Origin of the sequence: Shewanella sp. SM55, assembly GCF_025654025.1 — a bacterium.
In the GTDB taxonomy this organism is placed as follows: Bacteria; Pseudomonadota; Gammaproteobacteria; order Enterobacterales; family Shewanellaceae; genus Shewanella; species Shewanella oncorhynchi.
This window is the reverse complement of the sequence record NZ_JAKKRS010000008.1, coordinates 197,929-216,374: the sequence shown is the minus strand read 5'-3', so window position 1 is coordinate 216,374 and position 18,446 is coordinate 197,929. Positions and strand designations below refer to the sequence as shown.

Sequence of the window (18,446 nt, the reverse complement as noted above, 5' to 3'; positions counted from 1 at the left end):
GTTGTCGCTGATAATAAAAACTGAGTAGAGGCTTTCTACTCAGTTTTATCGTTTCCACTATTATTCAAACATTCGCAACAACAACAGTTTAAAGACCTAATGCCGCTTTAATACGTTGTCCGTAATCCGCATCGGCTTGAGTAAAATGCGCCACCATACGTTGCTGCACATCTAAACTCGCTTGACTTAATGAACCCGAAATTGTTGCCACTAGGCGCGCTTTCTCAGCTTCAGAGAAGATGCGATACAAATTACCCGCTTGGGTATAATCGTCTTGGTTATAACGACTGTAACGCGCCGCTTCACCTTCTAAACGCAATGGTGGTTCGCTAAAGTTTACTGGCTCAACCAAGGCATCAGCAGTGCTGTTCGGGCCATAGTTTGCCGAAGCGTCGCCACCAGTTTGACTGCCATGATAAGGACATTGTGTACCCGCCATCGCACCTGCACGTTGATGGTGATTTGCCTTAGCGGCATGCGGGCAGTTCACTGGCAATTGGTTGTAGTTAGCACCAATGCGGTAACGCTGCGCATCGGCGTAGGCAAATAAACGCGCTTGTAACATCTTGTCTGGTGAAGCCCCGACACCTGGGACCAAATTACTAGGTGCTAATGCCACTTGCTCAACTTCAGCAAAGTAGTTTTGTGGCAGACGATTCAGTTCTAATACACCAATCTCAAGTAATGGATAGTCGCTATGCGGCCAAACCTTAGTTAAATCAAATGGATTGATATGGTAAGTATTGGCATCTGCCTCAGGCATAATCTGCACATTAACCGTCCAACGCGGGAAGTTACCATCAGTAATAGCAACCACCATATCGCGCTGTGATGAATCGGGATCAATCCCTTTTAATTTATCAGCCTGTTCATTGGTTAAGTTGACCACGCCTTGCTGCGATTTAAAGTGGAACTTTACCCAGAAACGCTCGCCCTTGGCATTCCACAGCGAGAAAGTGTGTGAACCATAACCGTGCATTTGACGGTAGTTCGCCGGAATACCACGATCCGACATCAAAATGGTTACTTGATGCATAGCTTCAGGATTCAATGACCAAAAGTCCCACATGGCCTGCGGATCTTTTAAGTTTGTCTTAGGATTACGCTTTTGCGTATGAATAAAGTCTGGAAACTTAATCCCATCTCGCAAGAAAAAGGTCGGCGTATTGTTACCCACGATATCGTGATTACCACGGGCAGTATAAAAACGTAAACCAAAGCCTCGTGGATCGCGCTCTGCGTCGGCAGAACCCATTTCTCCACCTACGGTTGAGAAACGAATAAAGGTTTCGGTTTGCTTACCAACACCATTGAAATGGTCAGCAATGGTGTAATCGCTTAAATCTTTAGTCAGCGTAAATGTGCCATAAACCCCAGTACCTTTAGCATGCACGATACGTTCAGGAATACGCTCACGGTTGAAATGGGCTAACTTTTCAATTAAATGCCAATCTTGTAATAGCAGAGGACCACGTTCACCCGCCGACAGTGAGTTTTGATCGTCGGCCACTGGGGCGCCGTTTTGGCTCGTTAAGTACTGACTTGTTTGATGTTGTTGACTCATGCCCTGCTCCTTAGTCTTGATTGCTGGTTAACCAGGTTTCAATTAAATCGTAAATGGTGGCCATGGTTTATCTCCTTGGCTGGCGACGTGTTGTCGATAGAGCAAGAATAGAGAATTACCACTTGAGAATAAAACGATTAAAATAGATTTATATAATCTAAAAAAAAGATTAATAATGAGTTTGGCAAGACAATTAATGAATTACACGGACTCACAGCCAATGGTCCACTCACATCACTTAGGATGCTGTTGAAAAACCAAATAGCTGCTCAGGACAATGGAGCGAAGTGCGGTGCGAGAAAGCGGAGTTAAGCTGATACACTGCCATTAACTGCTGGATAAGTCGGCTTCACGATAAAGCTTAACCAAATAATAAGTGTCAATCAGCACGATAAAAAAGTTAACTAAGGCAACAGGATAAGCCCCAATTGCCACACCGTAGGCCACAAATAAAGCCGCACCAATGAGATTCCACCAACGCAGTTTCTTAATGTTTGACATCATCAGTGATATTGCAACGACCACTGAAGCTAAATAACCAACCCATTCCCAAATTGTAGTGTTATCCATATCCAATCCTTATCTATATATTATTTAAATCAAACGATTGATACGCCATTCACACCACAGGCAATAAGCTGGCTCATTGCATTTAGCGTTTAACGACAGCCGCCGTCATCCGTGAAATACAAGTCAGTTCACCCGCGCTGTTGTGGATTAAAATCTCCCATACAGAGCTGCGCTTCCCTAAGTGGATAGGCTTAGCCGTAGCGGTTAATACCCCATTACGGGAAGCCCGTAAGTGGTTAGCGTTAATTTCTTGACCGACACAATAGTACTGCTCAAAATCCACCGCGAAATTTGCCGCATAGCTGGCAACGGTTTCAGCAAGCGCGACATTCGCGCCACCATGCACTATGCCCAAAGGGTTATGCACCGCCGGACTGGCTGGCATAGTGGCCTTCATGTAATCGTCGCCAATCTCACTGATCTCAATTCCTAAAGTCTGCATCAAGGTGCCTTTGCCACCCATACCGGCGTCTAAACGCGCGCAATCCTCTAACGTTACAGCTCTAAACCAAATACTCATTGCAACTTCCTAGTCAATAAAACCAATCAGCAGTTTACTGTGAAGTGGATGAAGTTCAACTAGTTTACTCTCAGCTGGTCACATCAATATCAGCAAAAATAAGGCTCAAACTAACCAAGATTTAACGGTACTTAGCTGACTAAACCAGACAAGAAATAATCCCCACACCACGACTACACTTGGCATAATTAACGCGTCAGCTCCTAGCACCACAGCCGCTTGCTGAATGCAAAATACATAGGTCATTTGCAACAAAATAGCGATAAGCGAGGCGACCAACACTTTATAAGCAATTAATTTTCTGAATAACAATAATAGGCATCCTAGAACCCCTGAAACCACGGCAAAGCCAAACACAGCATCAACCCAAATTGGCGTCGTTTCATAGAGTTTAATTTGATCTGGGCTCATCTGTGCGAGTGCATCTGGCGTCATAGTCATTTGCATCACAAAAGCCATCAGCCCCATGATATTCCACAACAAACTGAGCGTTGCGACAAAGTAAAACCACAGTGGCGCCTTGATATTCATGGTTTTCAGCGGATTTGAGGTGGTATCCATACTCACTCCTAATAAAAACTGAAAAAAAGAGATAAAAAAGGGATGGTTAACCATCCCTTTGTTTCAGTCTAGCTCACAAATTGCACTTGTGAGTTAACCCCATATACAGGTTAACGGCGACGACGCTGCAAACCAAACAAGGACATCAGTGCTAAACCTAAATAACCTAAAGCACCGCCATCATCTTTAGGCTTTGGCTCAGGTTTTGGCGGCACTACTGGCGCAGGATAACTTAAAGCAACAATCACAGGATCATGATCCGATGCAGAAAAAGCATTTTCAGATTTAGCCAGATCACCAGAGAATTTCTTACCGTATTCAAACAGGTTAGATTCCACTGAGTTGATGTGCCAATCTTCAATATCCACTAAACGTTTAGCTAAGCTAGCATTGGCTAAAGCATGATCTAAGTTACCTAACTCGCCGTTATAGCTATAAGAGAAAGTGCTTACACCGTGGGCTTTCGTGTTCAAGTTGATAAAGCCATAACCTTTTTCAATCTTGCTGCCTTGGCGCTCAAATACTTTACCATCGAGCGTCGTCCACGAAGCGGTTAGGATGTCACGCTCTGACTTGCTCGCATCGAAGTCGGTTAGTACACGGATAGGATCCTCCATACCATAGGCATTCATATCACCGATGATCAGTAAGTCGCCTTTCACGTCTTTTAGCGTTTCACCCAAGACTTTCGCTGCAGATACGCGGAAAGCATTACACTTGCCCTGTTGATCCGCAGGATCAACTGACTCTTCGAAGTTAGCCCAATCTTCTAAACAGCCTGAGCCTTTAGATTTCAAATGGTTAACGACTACGGTCAGAGACTCATCATGGATTTTAAAGGTTTGCGCTAAGCTGTGACGTTGATAAGCATCATTACCAGGGTTAGTCTCAGTTTTGCCATCTTTAGTACGAGTCACGCTGCCAGCACTGGCGTGCTGTTCTGGAGTACCGATAACTTGTGCGGCCCCCGCTAAAGTCACTTTACCACCACGGTATAACATGCCGACAGTGATCGCATCTGTGCCAAAGTACTTGCCGTCATACTTATCAGCATCGGTGATTTCAACAAAGCTATAGGCGTTTTCAGGCGTCTGCTTGTCATTTAGTGCATCGACTAAATCCTTAATCGCACTCTTCTCACCAAAACCGTTGTTAGCAATTTCCATCAAACCGACGATATCGGCGTTCATGGCGGTAATAGCGCTAACGATTTTAGTACGTTGTAGCACCATTTCTTCCAGCGTTAGGGCGCCACGGTTACTGCCTGATGGATTGGTATCGCCACCATCAACATCGTTAAAGAAGTTCAGCACGTTAAAGCTAGCCACGCGCAGATCTCCCTTAGTTGCAACACTTGGGGCTTCGGTTCTATCGTCACCACGGATAAAATCACCCGCTGTAATAGTATTAGTCGCCACTAAACGATAAGCGCCGTAGCTGTAACCAATCACACCTTGCAGGTTAGTCAGTTGATCGCCAACACGGATGTAACCCGTTTCCACATTGAAATCAGGGAAGTATGGAATAACACCATTGGCAGGCTTGTAATCGGATTCGATAAAGAGTTGGTTTTCGCGGTTAGATTTAACTAATGCCGTTGCTTCAGCAGAAAGCGCTGGATACAGCTGTGTCGGCTTCATCAAAGGTGCTTGATATGACACTAGCATGTTATTGCGACTACCCGCATAGTCGAAGCTGAAGGTGCGGCTGATTTTAAGATCGCTGCCCGCATCTAAGGCCACATTCATGCCTTCATAGCGCTCTAATGCTTGCGCTAAGGTTTCGCCATCGGCCACATAGAAAGGTGCGGCAACAGGGACTTCACCCTTAGCGCCAACATCAAATTTCTTATCGGCTTTAATATCGATTTGAGTTAAGCCAAAGTATTCTTTCACTTTACCCTGCACACACACTTCAACCCCAGGTTGAATCGCTTCAGGTGCAGCTTCACCTAAGAATACAAATACACCATCAGAGGTATACGGTGAGTTATCACCCTTAACTTCTTGTAAGTAAAAACCTTTAAACAAGCTTTCACCACGGGCAGTCACGACGCCACGCACAGTCACTTCGGCTTCAGATTCGAATGCCCCTGCTGGTACAAATGGGCTCGACTCGCCCGCACCTTGTACTTGATAAATAGGCACAATTTTAGCGCCAGTACAGCTAAAGAGCGGCACTTCTGGCTCAGCAGGCGTTTCTAGTGAACCTAAACCAGAGAAGGTATCTTTAGGTAATTGTTCCCACTGGGCGGCATTAAATACTGTATTCGCCACTAACGCATCTAATTTACGTTTTAAGGTAACGTCTAATCCCCAACCCGTTGGCGTCGGCACATCACCAATAATATCGATGACGGCATCATCTTTCATTAAGGCAACCGCATCACCGCCATTAAAACTTAAACTACCAGAGTAACTATCAACCCCTTGAGCAACAGTAATAGTACCGCTAGTATTTAAAATAACTTTTGTCGATTTTGCCGCAATAGTTTGACCACCTAAAGCCACCATATCCGACGCAACAGTAGCACCATCTTTATAACGAACCAGTTTATAACCCGCGAGATCAATTGCCGTATCGCCGCTGTTATACAGTTCAATCGCTTTATTATTTGAGCTACCTTCAACATATTCGGTGATCATCACATCTGCGCTTGCCATCATAGGCAAAGCCGCTGCAACAGCTAAAGAAATAGCCGTTAATTTATTAACATTATCCATATCATCAACCCCATTATTATAATATTGCCGCTAACTTCTATTAACGTGCGAGCGGATTATTTCAGAGTTGAATGCGTAAAAAAAGAGGGCAAGATCGCACATTGCCAATGTAACACATTGATGAGTAACTAATTATAGACATCTCACTGTTCACCTAACAGAACAGGATGGTAAATCAAAAGTATTAGCCATGTAAAAACAAACAGTAAGAGCAATACACATAAGCTCAAAGCATTTGGCATCCTGCTTAAATAACAATCAATATTTTAATGTGATATTTTGATGATATTATTCAGTATGCAATACCCAATAAAATATAAGGAACACGGGTCCTTAAAAGGTAATGGATATAATTAAAACTTAATTTAGCATTCATTATTTTGAAATAAACATAACAGTCAAACTGCTAAAGTGGATGATTTATACCCTTGGTTATTGCAGCAGATTAATGTTGATGATGGGTATAAAAATGAAACACAGAGCCAGTCTGAGAACCAACGGCTGTAAGATAGTGAGCTAAATATTAAAACAATAATGCGAATTTTACAGACAAAAAAATACCGCTCATTTAGGAGCGGTATTTTCAATTGCGGCGTATTACACGTCGCAGCTAATCAATTACTTTTTAGCAGGTTCAGCTACTGGCGCCGCAGAAGCTTTCTCGATTGATTTCAACTCAACTTCGAAAATCAACGTAGAGTTTGGTGGAATAGTACCAGTATCACGTACGCCATAGGCTAATTCCGATGGGATCACAAACTTGAACTTAGCGCCAACAGGCATTAATTGCACGCCTTCAGTCCAACCTGGAATAACGCGATTCAAAGGGAACTTAGCCGCTTCGCCGCGTTTATAAGAACTATCAAACTCAGTACCGTCAAGTAATGTACCAACATAATCCACTTCTACAGTGTCTTCTGCGGCAGGTTTTTCACCCGTGCCAGGAGTTAATACTTCATATTGTAAGCCAGACTCAGTTGTCACTACACCAGGCTTAACCTTGTTTTCTTCAAGGAATTTTTTACCATCTTCGATATTTTTCGCAGAAATCGCTGTGGCTTGTTCCTGACGTTTATCGTTTAACTTTTTATCTAGACCTTGAAGAATGGTTTGCATTTCTTCTTCGGTTAAACTTAATTGGTCATTCAGACCATTAGTGAAACCAGTGACGATCAGAGTGCGATCAACTGGCAGGCCTAATTCTTCTTGCTCTTTAATATGGCCAGACATATAACGACCGATTGAAGCGCCTACACTGTAAGCTTCTTTTTGAGCCTCAGTCGTTAATTCAACATTTGTACTCGTAGCTGCTTTTTCTTCTTGATTACAAGCAGATAGGCCAATAATAGCCAATGCAACTAACGATAATTTATAAATCGATTTCATTAAAGCTTCCTCAGCATCCTCAAGCGGTTACAATAACCTAAGCGTGACAACTTTATACTAGTTATCTCGGTTATACCAACTAGATTCTTTATGGGTTAACAGTGATTAATGTCACTTGATCAAGTCTAAAGACAACAACTTAGGGAGCAAGTTCATGAAGAAAAATCTACTGCTGGTAATTTGCACAGTTTTTCTAATCGCTTGCCACCCCAAAGCAGAAGATATCAGTGTTCTCACGACAGAACCCAGCTATAGCGCGAGCCTATCAAGTAATGGGCAATTCGCCTTAGTTGCCACTCAAAGTAGTGGAGTTCAATGCTGGGATCTTAGTACCCACACCCTCAAATACCAATGGATACATGGCGATATTAATACTGGCGTCACAGGTACAGCGATTTCTCCCAACGGGATATTTGCAGCATCGTTAAGCCGAGATTCAGTTGCTATGTGGAAAATAGCCGACGGTAAGCCTTTGGGCTGGTGGTCCTTACCTTCATCCGGTGAAAGTGTCGCGGTAGCAGATAATGGCGCACTACTTATTGGTTTAAATGATGGTTCAGTCATGTCGCTTAATGCCGAAAAATCTGCCTTAATCAAGTTTCTTGGACATAAAGAGCGCGTCAATAGTGTTGCCCTCTCTGCTGATGGCCGATTAGCATTAACGGGGTCAAATGATATGCAGGCGATTCTCTGGCAGGCACAAACTGGCCAACCGCTTCATACGTGGACACTCGGCAGCCGTATAACTAAAGTGGCACTCAACGACAGTGGTAGTTTAAGTTTTACCAATGGCAGCACAGATGAAGCAAAAATCTGGGATAACACAAGCGGTAAGCTGTTAAATAAGCTGGATATTACCCGCCGCCAAATGAACTTTTCAGCGGTGAGGTTTATCAAACAAGACAGCCAGCTATTAACAGGTACGCCAGCACGGGAAGTTATACTCTGGCAACGTGACTCGGGTAAACAAATTGAAAAATGGCAGGTTGCACTCACTAAAAACAGCCAAAATCGAGGAGCCGTTGTATACTCTGTGGCAATTCGAGATACCAATAAAGTCGTTAGTATCAGTAGCCAAGGCTTAGTTGAAACTTGGCAGAAATAGAGGTTAGCCATGCAAGGCGTACAAGCACAGATTGAAGATCTAGAAACCAAATTGGCTTTTCAAGAGCTCACAGTCGAAGAATTAAACCAAGAGGTCATCAAATTGAATCGACTGGTGGCTCACCAGCAACACCAAATTCACATGTTAATTGGTAAGTTGCAGGACATGGAACCGAGTAATATGGCGACCCAGGCTGAAGAAACGCCACCACCACATTATTAACACTGACGCTTTAGATGTTAACTTTGATTAAAAAAACAGTTACTGCAAAATATCCAGGGAATGCGATGTTTAAACATTTAATGCCAAAAGAAACCCCAACTCTATTACCCATAGCGTTAGTGGGTGAACCCATTCTAAGGCAGACTGCAATCACAGTGCACCATTTCGATGCTGAGCTCGCGCATCTTGCCGAGCAAATGTCTGCCAGCATGGACGCTGCCAATGGCGTTGGTATCGCAGCCCCCCAAGTTCACAGCCCTTTAGCCTTATTTATTATGGCTTCTCGCCCTAATGAGCGTTATCCCGACGCGCCTAATATGGCGCCTGTGGTCGTGGTTAATCCGCAAATCATTAATGCATCAAGCGAGTTGGTCAGCGGAGAAGAAGGCTGCTTATCTGTACCGGGGCAAAGATTTACGATACAAAGACATCAAGCCATTGAAGTACGCTATCAAAATTTACAAGGCGAGTGGCAACAAACCGAATTAACGGGCTTTATTGCACGGATTTTTCAACATGAATTTGATCACCTTCAAGGGATCACATTACTCGAGCGTTCACTTATGCCAGAACAGACTCAGGCGATTTCAGCCCAATCCATCAAAAAAGGTGAAGCGCAATAATGAAACTGTCCTTCGTTACACCTTTTTCTCGCGCATTTATTACGTCAACCTTGGCAATGGGATTGGTTTTAAACTTATCGGGCTGCGCTTATAACAGTATTTTCATTAATTATCCTGCGCAGATTGAACCACTCAAACAAGAGCTTAATAGTGCGACACCCATGGCCGATATCGACAAACTTGCCAGTAATATCAATGGCAATGACGGCTTACTCTATGCCCAAGAAGCGGGACGTATTGCTCAAGTCGCCGGCGATTTTGCTGCCAGTAAAAAATATTATCAGCAAGCAGTAGATGCTTATACCGCCTTTGATGATAAAGCCAAAGTCAGCGTTAGTGACATTGGCGCAACAGCCAGCAGCTTAGTGTTAAACGACAATGCGATTCCGTACCGAGGCCCTGGGTATGAACGCATTATGCTGCACCAATACCAAGCTCTTAACTATTTGTTTAGTGGCGACTATCAGGGGGCTCTAGTCGAAGTTCGTCGCAGTAACGAACTACAGAGCAGCGAGCAAGAACGCTATCAAAAATCACAAAAGTCAGTTCAAGCCATGGCAAACGGCACCATAGATGCCGAGGTTAACAAACTAGGACAAGCCGCGGGCACAGTCACCAGTTCTTTCTTAAACGCTTACAGTTATTACACCACTGGCGTACTGCACGAAGTGCTGGGTGAGCCGAACGATGCCTATATCGATTATCGTAAAGCAGCACAAATCACTCCAGATAACACCTATTTACAGCAAGATCTGGTCCGCCTCGCCAAGCAACTCGGCATGCCACAGTATGATGAGTTTAAGCGCCGTTGGGGCGATGCTAAATTGCCCAATCCCAAAGATGGTCAAGTGATTTTGATGGTCGAGCGCGGCTTTGTGCCAGCAAAACAAGCTCTCACTGTACCTTTTACTATCCATGGTAACTGGCAGACAGTGTCACTCGCTACCTACATGCCAAACAATACTTTTGTGCCAGAGACGCAAGTGCAAGGTTTAGGTACAGTGCTGAAAACTGAACCTATTGCCAATATCGATGCCTTAGCCATCACAGCACTCAAGGAAGATCTGCCCGCGACGCTAGTTCGTCAAGTCGCTAGGGTCTATGCTAAATCTGAGATGGCCTATCAGATTGAGAAGAGTGGCAAACCAGGGAACAATGCGGCCGATATTGGCAGTATAGCGATGCAGATTTTTAACGTAGTAACAGAACAAGCGGATCGTCGCAGTTGGCTGACGCTCCCTAAACAAGCACAGATCGGGCGGCGTTATTTGAGTGCAGGTGAATACACTTTGCAGTTAGACAAAGCGCCACCGGCTAAAATTGATGTTGCAGCAGGCAAAACCACCTTAGTCTGGGCAATTGATACTGGTAATTACACCCGAATTTATTCAATAATCATTTAGCCTAGCGGTTGTGGTATTTGAATAAGGCGTGTGTCATTAAGTTTATACAATCACAAAATGGAACTGACTATGAAACAATTTAAACTGATTTTTGTACTGGCTGCCGTTATGGGTCTAGCTGCATGTCAATCTAAAGTCGAATATGGCGATGCCACAGAAGTTGAAACCGTCAATGAGAACTTTGGCTCGACGGATCTACAAGCTATTGCCGCCAAGATGGTGGATAGCATGATGACTTTCCCTCCTATTGTGGCAATAACTGCCAATGACCGCCCGATTTTATTTGTTGACAGCATCAAAAACAAAACCTCAGAACATATCGACACTGAGTCTGTCACTGACTCTATCAGTAACAAATTATTGCGCTCAGGCAAGTTCCGTTTTATCGACATGACTAAAGTAGATTCAGTCCGTAAACAACTGGATTACCAAAACAACACTGGCATGGTTGACCCATCAACCGCCATCAAGTTTGGTCGTCAAATTGGCGCTCAATACATGTTATATGGCAATTTATCTAGCATAGTGAAGCAAGACGGTAGCACTAAAGACGTCTACTATAAGATGACAATGCGTTTAATGGATTTAGAAACAGGCCTTATCGAATGGTCTGATGAAAAAGAAATCCGTAAGATGAAGTCTAAGTCTTTCTTAGGCATGTAATTGTCCTATTGGCACTTAATTCTGCCAAACCGTAATATCAAGAAGCCAGCGTTAACGCTGGCTTTTTTTTACATTTTTAACATTGGTAATCCAAGGTAAATAAGGTAGTGTACTCGGCCAAAATACACTGCGATGATGATGCTCAAAATTGGCGCTGGCGCGAGGGATAATTTGCCACAAAGGCAAACCTACACACACGATATTGAATGCAAACATCCAAGCAGAAAACAAAACAAATCGCTGAAGGATTTAAGTTGTGAACTTGTTTAAAGCCAGTCTCGTTGCCCTTACCTGCGGCACATTAATGTCGTGTGCAACCCAAAGTACACTCAATACGGGTCCACGTGATGCTAGCGCTTATATTAGCCAATATCAGGCTACGCTTCGCTCGCAGGTCATCTCCGATATTCACTATGACCTGGATTTTCAGCTCACAGGGGACGCCGAGTTTTCCGCCACCTCCAAAGTGACATTTCAATTAAGTGAAGTGCCAAAACAACTGAGCTTAGATTTAAACAAGGCGCAGATAAAACGCTTTATCATCAACGGTACCGCCGTATACCCCAATTACAATGGCGCTTACATCAGCTTAAATACGCGTTTGCTCACCTCAGGTGAAAATACCATTGAAGTGCAATTTAGCCGTGCCCACAGCACCAATGGTGAAGGTTTACACCGTTTTAAAGATCCAATCGATGGCAAGGTCTACCTCTACTCTCATTTTGAACCCGCTGCAGCTCAGCAGATGTTCGCAGTGTTCGACCAACCGGATCTCAAGGCTAACTATCAAATTACGGTAACAGCGCCCAAAGACTGGCAAGTCATTAGCTCGATGCGTGAAAGCCAAATCACCCCAGCAGGTGCTTACAATCGTTGGACTTTCCCACAAACACCTAAGCTAAGCCCATATAACTTTTCGATGCACGCGGGCCCTTATCACATGTGGCAAGACAACTCAGGCCGCTATCCTATGCGCCTGTTCGCCCGTCAATCCGTTGCTAACCAAGTCACGGAGCAAGATTGGTTTACCTATACAAAACAAGGATTAACTTTTTTCGATAATTACTTTGGTATTCCTTATCCCTTTAAGAAATACGATCAAATTCTAGTGCCAGACTTCCTTTATGGCGCGATGGAAAACGCGGGTGCAGTGACCTTTTCCGAAGATATCTTCCTTCATAAAGCGGCGATGACAGCTGATCAGAAGCAAAATCTTGCGGGCGTGATCATGCACGAAATGGCGCACCAGTGGTTTGGCGATCTCGTCACCATGAAATGGTGGAACGGCTTGTGGTTAAATGAAAGTTTTGCTTCATTTATGGGCACACTTGCGACTCAAGAAGCCACAGAGTTCACTAATGCTTGGCGTACCTTCTACGCTAAAGGCAAGCAAAAAGCCTATGAGCAGGACAGCTTAGTCACCACGCACCCCATTGAAGTACCCGTAGCAACGACTCAGAACGCCTTCGACAATATCGATGCTATCACTTACCAAAAAGGCGCATCAACGCTAAAACAATTACGCCATTTACTCGGCGACATGGTGTTTCGTCGTGGCGTCAGTAACTATTTAAAACAATACAGTTATCAAAACGCTGAGTTAGACGATTTTATCAATAGCCTAGGGAAAGCCGCTGGCCGCGATTTAAGTGCATGGACTCAAGAATGGCTCTACAGCGCGGGCGTTAACACCATCAAGGCGGAATATCGTTGTGAGGGCAACCGAATCAGCGAATTTAGCCTACGACAGCTCCCTGCAAGCGCAGAGCTACCCACATTACGTGAACAAAAAGTCCAAGTGGCTTTATTTACCCAAGGTCGCTTTGATCTGCGAAATGACATTACAGTGCCAGTGACTTACAAAGGCGAGCGTACTGAAGTTAAACAACTGATTGGTGAGCGCTGCCCAGACCTAGTCTATCCAAACTTTGATGATTGGGGCTTTGTGAAAGTCGAGCTTGATGACAAGTCATTTAATACCGCAAAACAACAACTGAGTAATATTTCCGATCCACTACTGAGATCTATGCTATGGCAAAGTCTGTGGGACAGCGTCCGCGAAGGTAAATTGAGCTTAGATCAATACCTAAGCACAGTGTTTGTTAACGCGCCCGCTGAGACGGACTACACAATTGTTGGTCAGATCATCGATAGCATGTTGCGCTCGAAGGAATATCTCGCGCAGATCGCCCCTATTCAGCAAAACTACGCTGAAAATGCAATTAAAGGCTTAAGCCAAATGAGTCTGAGAAAAGCAATGGAAAATAAAGGCGATAATGACTTCCAACGGATCTGGTTCAATGCCTATGTCAGTTTAGCAAGCGACAGAGATTCACTGCGTCATTTAGCGCAACTCATTGACGGTGAAACAAAAATCAAGGGATTAACCTTAGATCAAGATTTACGATGGGCAATCATCACCCAGCTTAATCGCTATGATTTTCCTAACGCGCTGCAGCGCTTAACCAAAGAAGCTGCCAAGGATAATTCAGACTCTGGTGAAAAAGCGGCACTTGCGGCACAAGTGATCCGCCCTGAAGCGGCCGCAAAACGTCGTTGGTTAAGTAAAGTCCATCTAGACAGCCTGCCTTTCTCCAAACAGCGGATTATTATGCAAAATCTTTATCCTGCTGAGCAAAAACTATTAAGCGCAGCTACAGCGGAAGAGCGTCTGACGAGCTTAATGGATATGGACAAAAAAGGGCCAGTATTTATGCGTAATTATAGCCATTTCCTCATCCCAACCGATTGTAATTACACTAGCATAGCGGCATTGGACAAAGTACTTGATCGCCAAACTGGGCTATCTAACCTTACCCGCCGTAATCTACTGGAAACCCGTCAAATAGAGCAGCGTTGTGTGCTGATCAAAAATAAGATGACTCACTAATATTAAGGTCATTTTAAAATTAACAAGGGGCTCCTAGGAGTCCCTTTTTTATGTTCTGTTACAGATGAGTCTTAAACTTGAACCAGCACACAAGATGCTACCCGCGCGAAATTATGCTCACTAACCTTTGATATAAACAAGCCAGCATTCTGAATAATGAATTAATCACACTCACAACCAGTGACATATTTAATTAAATTGTTAGCTTGAGCTTATGTGTTTTAACGGCTTACTGACGATAACCAATGTTATTTATCACCTGTAAAATATTATTCATCTCTTCAGTTTAGTCTACTAAGTTCCATCAGCTCATCAAATAAACAACCGCTGACGCAATCGTTATTGATATAAAAATCATGTAATTATTAAATTCATAAATTATGGGCGTCACTTCTAAATTTATTACTATAATTCTTCAATGATTTAATGTTTTGCCCCGTACTGCCGCTATACTAAAACAACGTTAGAGAGCTAACGAAATATAAAGGATATAGATTATGCGATCGACACTCAAAACACGGCTGCTGTTTAGCAGTCTTTCCGCTGTACTGATCACTATTGCTGTACTCGTAAGTATCTCTAGTTATTTCATTAGAAATAATGCGTTAGAAAACACTCAACATGAAATTGACCAACTAGCGATTACCTTTTCATCCGGCATAGGTCAGTGGATGCAAGACAGAAAAATGGCCATTACCAGCCTAAAACAAGTCGTTGAAGCCGATCCGAGTGCCAACGTTACCCCTCATTTGTTGCAAGCGCATACTGCGGTTGACTTTGCCCTCACCTACTATGGTGACGAGCAAGGCAACATGTATCGCCAAGATCCGTCGCTGAATACCGCAAATTATGATCCACGCGTTCGCCCTTGGTATATGGATGCTAAAACGGCGGGTAAAATGATCATGACGGCGCCCTACGTCAGCGCCACATTGAAAAAACAAGTCGTAACTATAGCTGAACCTGTGATGAGCTCAGGCCAGCTCATAGGCGTAGCGGCTGCAAACTTAACCATAGATCAGTTAACAGATGCAGTGCAGCGCCTCCAAGTACCAGGTAAAGGTTACACTCTGATGGTCGATAATGCAGGGCTCATTATTAGTCATCCCAATAGCCAGCTAAATACTCAACAACTCACTAAAATCGATAGTAATTTTAGTAATAACTGGTTATCACAGCGCACTAATGCCAATACGATGGAAGAGCGAAACCTCGATGGTGCCACTAAGTTAGTCTATGTTGCGGCAATACCCTCAACAGACTGGGCGCTGATTTTCGTAATGGATAAGCAAGAAATCATGTCACAGGCAACCGATCTTGCTTGGTGGATGTCAGCCGTAGGTGTTGCACTATTGGTGCTGTTTGGTTTGATTTTAATCGCCATCTTTAAAATCCAATTCAAAGATCTCGAACGCGTTGCCCAAGCACTCAATGATATCGCCGAAGGCGATGGCGATCTCACTGTGCGCATTCATACTGCCAACAGTCACGATGAAATTGGTATGTTAGCTTCGGGTTTTAACCGCTTTGTAGAACGTCTACACGGTATGATTTCCCGCATGCACAAGATTGCCGGTCAATTGGAATATCAAGCCAAAGGAAGTAGTGCGTCGGCAACGGATAACAGTCAGCGCATTGAAGTACAGCAAGATGAAGTGACTATGGTTGCCACTGCGGTGACCGAAATGGCCAGCGCCACCGAGGAAATTGCCAGTAATGCTGAGCATACAGCGCAGACCGCTCAAAATGCGGTCGGACTTTCAAACCATGGCCATAAACAGGTAATGCAAAGCCAGCAATCTATCCGTAATTTAGCCAGTGAAGTCGAAACTGCAGGGCGAATTATCGGTGAACTGAACGAGCACTCACAAAAGATCAACAGCATTTTGTTGACCATTAGTGGCATCGCAGAGCAAACCAACTTACTTGCACTCAATGCAGCCATTGAGGCGGCACGTGCAGGAGAACAAGGTCGTGGCTTCGCTGTAGTTGCTGATGAGGTGCGTGTACTGTCACAACGTACGCATTCATCGACACAAGAAATTCAAGCGATGATCGAAACCCTACAACAAACCGCAGGCAAAGCCGTTAAGTCTATGACTCAAAGTCATGAAATGGCAGAAACCAGTGTGGCCGATGCTAATTCAGCCAGTGAAAGTCTGTTGCAAATCAGCAAAGCCATTAATGATATTTCAGATATGGCGAGCCAAATTGCCACTGCAGCCGAGGAGCAAACCTCAGTCACCAGCGAAATCAACCGTAATACAGAGTCGATTCGTGAAGTGTCAGAGAATCTCTCGATTGAGGCACAAACGTCTATGGTCCAAGCTCAAGAGCTCGCCCATTTAGCCGCATCATTGCAGCAGGAAGTTAATCGCTTCAAACTGTAATCAAAAGCCTTATTTTATATAAAGATTACATCAACAGTTCCATACAATAATGCCCGCAAGTGTCAGTGACATTTGCGGGCATTTCTTTACATATTATTTCTTTATAGACTTACAATGGCTTACCTAAAGCAAGCTTAAATGATCTTCATCGCTTTATTTTCAGGAATATTGGCCTCAGGTCGAAGCTCAGCATGTACGTTTCTTAATCCTTGATAACCCATTTCAATTCGATTTCCGCCATTCTTTTTAGCTTTATACATAGCGGCATCGGCACAGGAAATAAGCTGTTTCTCATTTTCACCGTGCTCTGGATACAGAGCAATACCGATACTCGGCAGAATATGGATCTGCTGTTCGGCAAGCTCGAAGGGGTGCTCGAATACTTGCAATATTTTTTGCGCGGCCAGCAGGGTATTATGTGCTGAATCAACTCGCTCAAGTAAGATGACAAACTCATCCCCCCCAAAACGCGCAACGGTATCTGAGCCCCTCACACAACTGACTATTCGCTGCGCTGTCACTTGCAGTAATAAATCGCCCACGCTATGACCAAAAGTATCGTTAACCCACTTAAATTTATCTAAGTCTAAATAAAGCAAAGAGAAATAACTTGATTCCCTATGGGCTCGAGATAGCGCCTTTTGAAATCTATCGTAAAAAAGCTCACGATTGGGTAACAAGGTTAACTGATCATAAAGTGCAATATGCTCTAATCGCGCGAGCATTTGTCGACGCTCAATCGCAAAGGCTATTTGCGTAGAAACAAACTCCAATAACTCACGGTCTTGATGTGTATATGAAGCCGAAGTGGGCAAGCTATGCATAATCAAAGCGCCGATAACGCCTTTCTGTAGCTTTAGCGGCACACCCAGCCAACTTAAACAGCCATTACCCAAATCTTCACGAATCGCTTGGGGATAATCAGTTAAGGTCACGGGACACAGGAGTAAAGACTCAGCACTGCGGATCACTTGGTCAGTGAACACACTGAAACTTGCAATATCAATAAGCGAATCCTCGCCAGTAGCGGCTTTATAAGGAAAACTTAATTCATTTAAATCTTGATCGTACAATGCAATAGCAAAGTTTGCTGCAGGCAATAATTTAGCAATAATTTCATGAATTCTACGATATAGGGCTAGCAAGTCCTCAGCGACATGCACAGCCTCTGAAATCTCATATAAGGCTGCTTGTCTACGTTCGGCATTTTTGCTCTTAGAAATATCTCTAGCGACTGCGACACGTTGTTGATAAGCATCGGACCAACGTGCAGACCAAAGAATATCGACGATAACACCATCTTTACGCACATAACGGTTTTCAAAATCGACTTTAAAGCGACCAGCCATAATTTCATTGGCCGTTGCGAGAGTGCGTTCCCTATCCTCTGGAATGACAAGATCTAGCATCTGCATACCCATCATTTCTTCTGGGGTATAGCCAAAAATACGTTCTGCCCCAGCACTCACAAATTCAAACCTCCCCGTTTTATCGACGACACAAATAGCATCCAAGAGAAGGTCGATAAAATTGCTTAAGGAAGTGTAGCCATCATTATTCACGTAATTCTCCAATAAACGTCCGTCTTTGGCTAAGTCCTAAGTTTGATCATAAGCATAAAAATAATAATAACGCACTATTAGAGTAGGTTAATTTTCAATGTCATTCCAGAGTTGGCTCAGTTAAGTCCGACTTTTACAGAGTTAAATTCAAACAAAATCAAACACAATACTTAAGGCCATCGGTGGCACTATTTGACTATGGACGACAGATATCGGCACAATGCCCTAAAATGTTGGTCAACATCAGGGCGCTGCTTTGGTACG

General features: G+C 43.8%; 14 protein-coding genes. 7 read left to right on the top strand and 7 right to left on the bottom strand.

Going from position 1 to position 18,446, the window contains the following annotated elements; genetic code table 11:
• Positions 1 to 88: 88 nt before the first annotated feature.
• The 6 genes from katB to fkpA form a co-directional block, all read right to left on the bottom strand.
• On the bottom strand, positions 89 to 1,564 hold the full coding sequence (katB, locus tag L5L91_RS12445) for a catalase KatB (RefSeq protein WP_263236726.1): 1,476 nt from the start codon (positions 1,562 to 1,564) through the stop codon (positions 89 to 91).
• 327 nt (positions 1,565 to 1,891) lie between these two features.
• The gene (locus L5L91_RS12440; RefSeq protein ID WP_263236723.1) at positions 1,892 to 2,134 is read right to left on the bottom strand and encodes a YgjV family protein; all 243 of its coding nucleotides are present in this window, start codon (positions 2,132 to 2,134) and stop codon (positions 1,892 to 1,894) included.
• Positions 2,135 to 2,216: 82 nt separating this feature from the next.
• Positions 2,217 to 2,654 carry a PaaI family thioesterase gene (locus L5L91_RS12435; protein WP_028761594.1) on the bottom strand — a complete coding sequence of 146 codons (438 nt, stop codon included), beginning with the start codon at positions 2,652 to 2,654 and terminating at the stop codon, positions 2,217 to 2,219.
• Positions 2,655 to 2,759: 105 nt separating this feature from the next.
• On the bottom strand, positions 2,760 to 3,215 hold the full coding sequence (locus L5L91_RS12430; protein ID WP_263163751.1) for a hypothetical protein: 456 nt from the start codon (positions 3,213 to 3,215) through the stop codon (positions 2,760 to 2,762).
• A gap of 110 nt (positions 3,216 to 3,325) precedes the next feature.
• Entirely contained in the window at positions 3,326 to 5,938 is a 2,613-nt protein-coding gene (gene exeM, locus L5L91_RS12425) for an extracellular exonuclease ExeM (protein ID WP_263236721.1), read from the bottom strand.
• A gap of 618 nt (positions 5,939 to 6,556) precedes the next feature.
• Positions 6,557 to 7,324 carry an FKBP-type peptidyl-prolyl cis-trans isomerase gene (gene fkpA / locus L5L91_RS12420; RefSeq protein ID WP_131524662.1) on the bottom strand — a complete coding sequence of 256 codons (768 nt, stop codon included), beginning with the start codon at positions 7,322 to 7,324 and terminating at the stop codon, positions 6,557 to 6,559.
• Between the two features lie 154 nt (positions 7,325 to 7,478).
• Here fkpA and L5L91_RS12415 point away from each other — a divergent pair, with 154 nt between their 5' ends.
• From L5L91_RS12415 to L5L91_RS12385, 7 genes are all read left to right on the top strand, one after another.
• Entirely contained in the window at positions 7,479 to 8,429 is a 951-nt protein-coding gene (locus tag L5L91_RS12415; protein WP_173246498.1) for a WD40 repeat domain-containing protein, read from the top strand.
• A gap of 9 nt (positions 8,430 to 8,438) precedes the next feature.
• Positions 8,439 to 8,651 (top strand): SlyX family protein, encoded by a 213-nt coding sequence (locus tag L5L91_RS12410; protein ID WP_006080410.1) that lies wholly within the window; start codon positions 8,439 to 8,441, stop codon positions 8,649 to 8,651.
• 65 nt (positions 8,652 to 8,716) lie between these two features.
• Positions 8,717 to 9,274, top strand: a complete 558-nt coding sequence (gene def, locus L5L91_RS12405) for a peptide deformylase (protein ID WP_263163753.1) — start codon at positions 8,717 to 8,719, stop codon at positions 9,272 to 9,274.
• Positions 9,274 to 10,677, top strand: coding sequence for a COG3014 family protein (locus tag L5L91_RS12400; protein WP_263163754.1), 1,404 nt, complete (start codon positions 9,274 to 9,276; stop codon positions 10,675 to 10,677). Before def ends, L5L91_RS12400 begins: the two co-directional genes overlap by 1 nt.
• A gap of 69 nt (positions 10,678 to 10,746) precedes the next feature.
• Complete coding sequence (gene lpoB / locus L5L91_RS12395) at positions 10,747 to 11,340, top strand: penicillin-binding protein activator LpoB (RefSeq protein ID WP_173246506.1); 594 nt, start codon at positions 10,747 to 10,749, stop codon at positions 11,338 to 11,340.
• 256 nt (positions 11,341 to 11,596) lie between these two features.
• Complete coding sequence (gene pepN / locus L5L91_RS12390) at positions 11,597 to 14,230, top strand: aminopeptidase N (RefSeq protein WP_263236719.1); 2,634 nt, start codon at positions 11,597 to 11,599, stop codon at positions 14,228 to 14,230.
• Positions 14,231 to 14,727: 497 nt separating this feature from the next.
• Entirely contained in the window at positions 14,728 to 16,620 is a 1,893-nt protein-coding gene (locus tag L5L91_RS12385) for a methyl-accepting chemotaxis protein (RefSeq protein WP_263236717.1), read from the top strand.
• 134 nt (positions 16,621 to 16,754) lie between these two features.
• On the opposite strand, the gene L5L91_RS12380 is transcribed toward L5L91_RS12385, so the two are convergent.
• The gene (locus L5L91_RS12380; protein WP_212601310.1) at positions 16,755 to 18,182 is read right to left on the bottom strand and encodes a GGDEF domain-containing protein; all 1,428 of its coding nucleotides are present in this window, start codon (positions 18,180 to 18,182) and stop codon (positions 16,755 to 16,757) included.
• Positions 18,183 to 18,446: the final 264 nt, after the last annotated feature.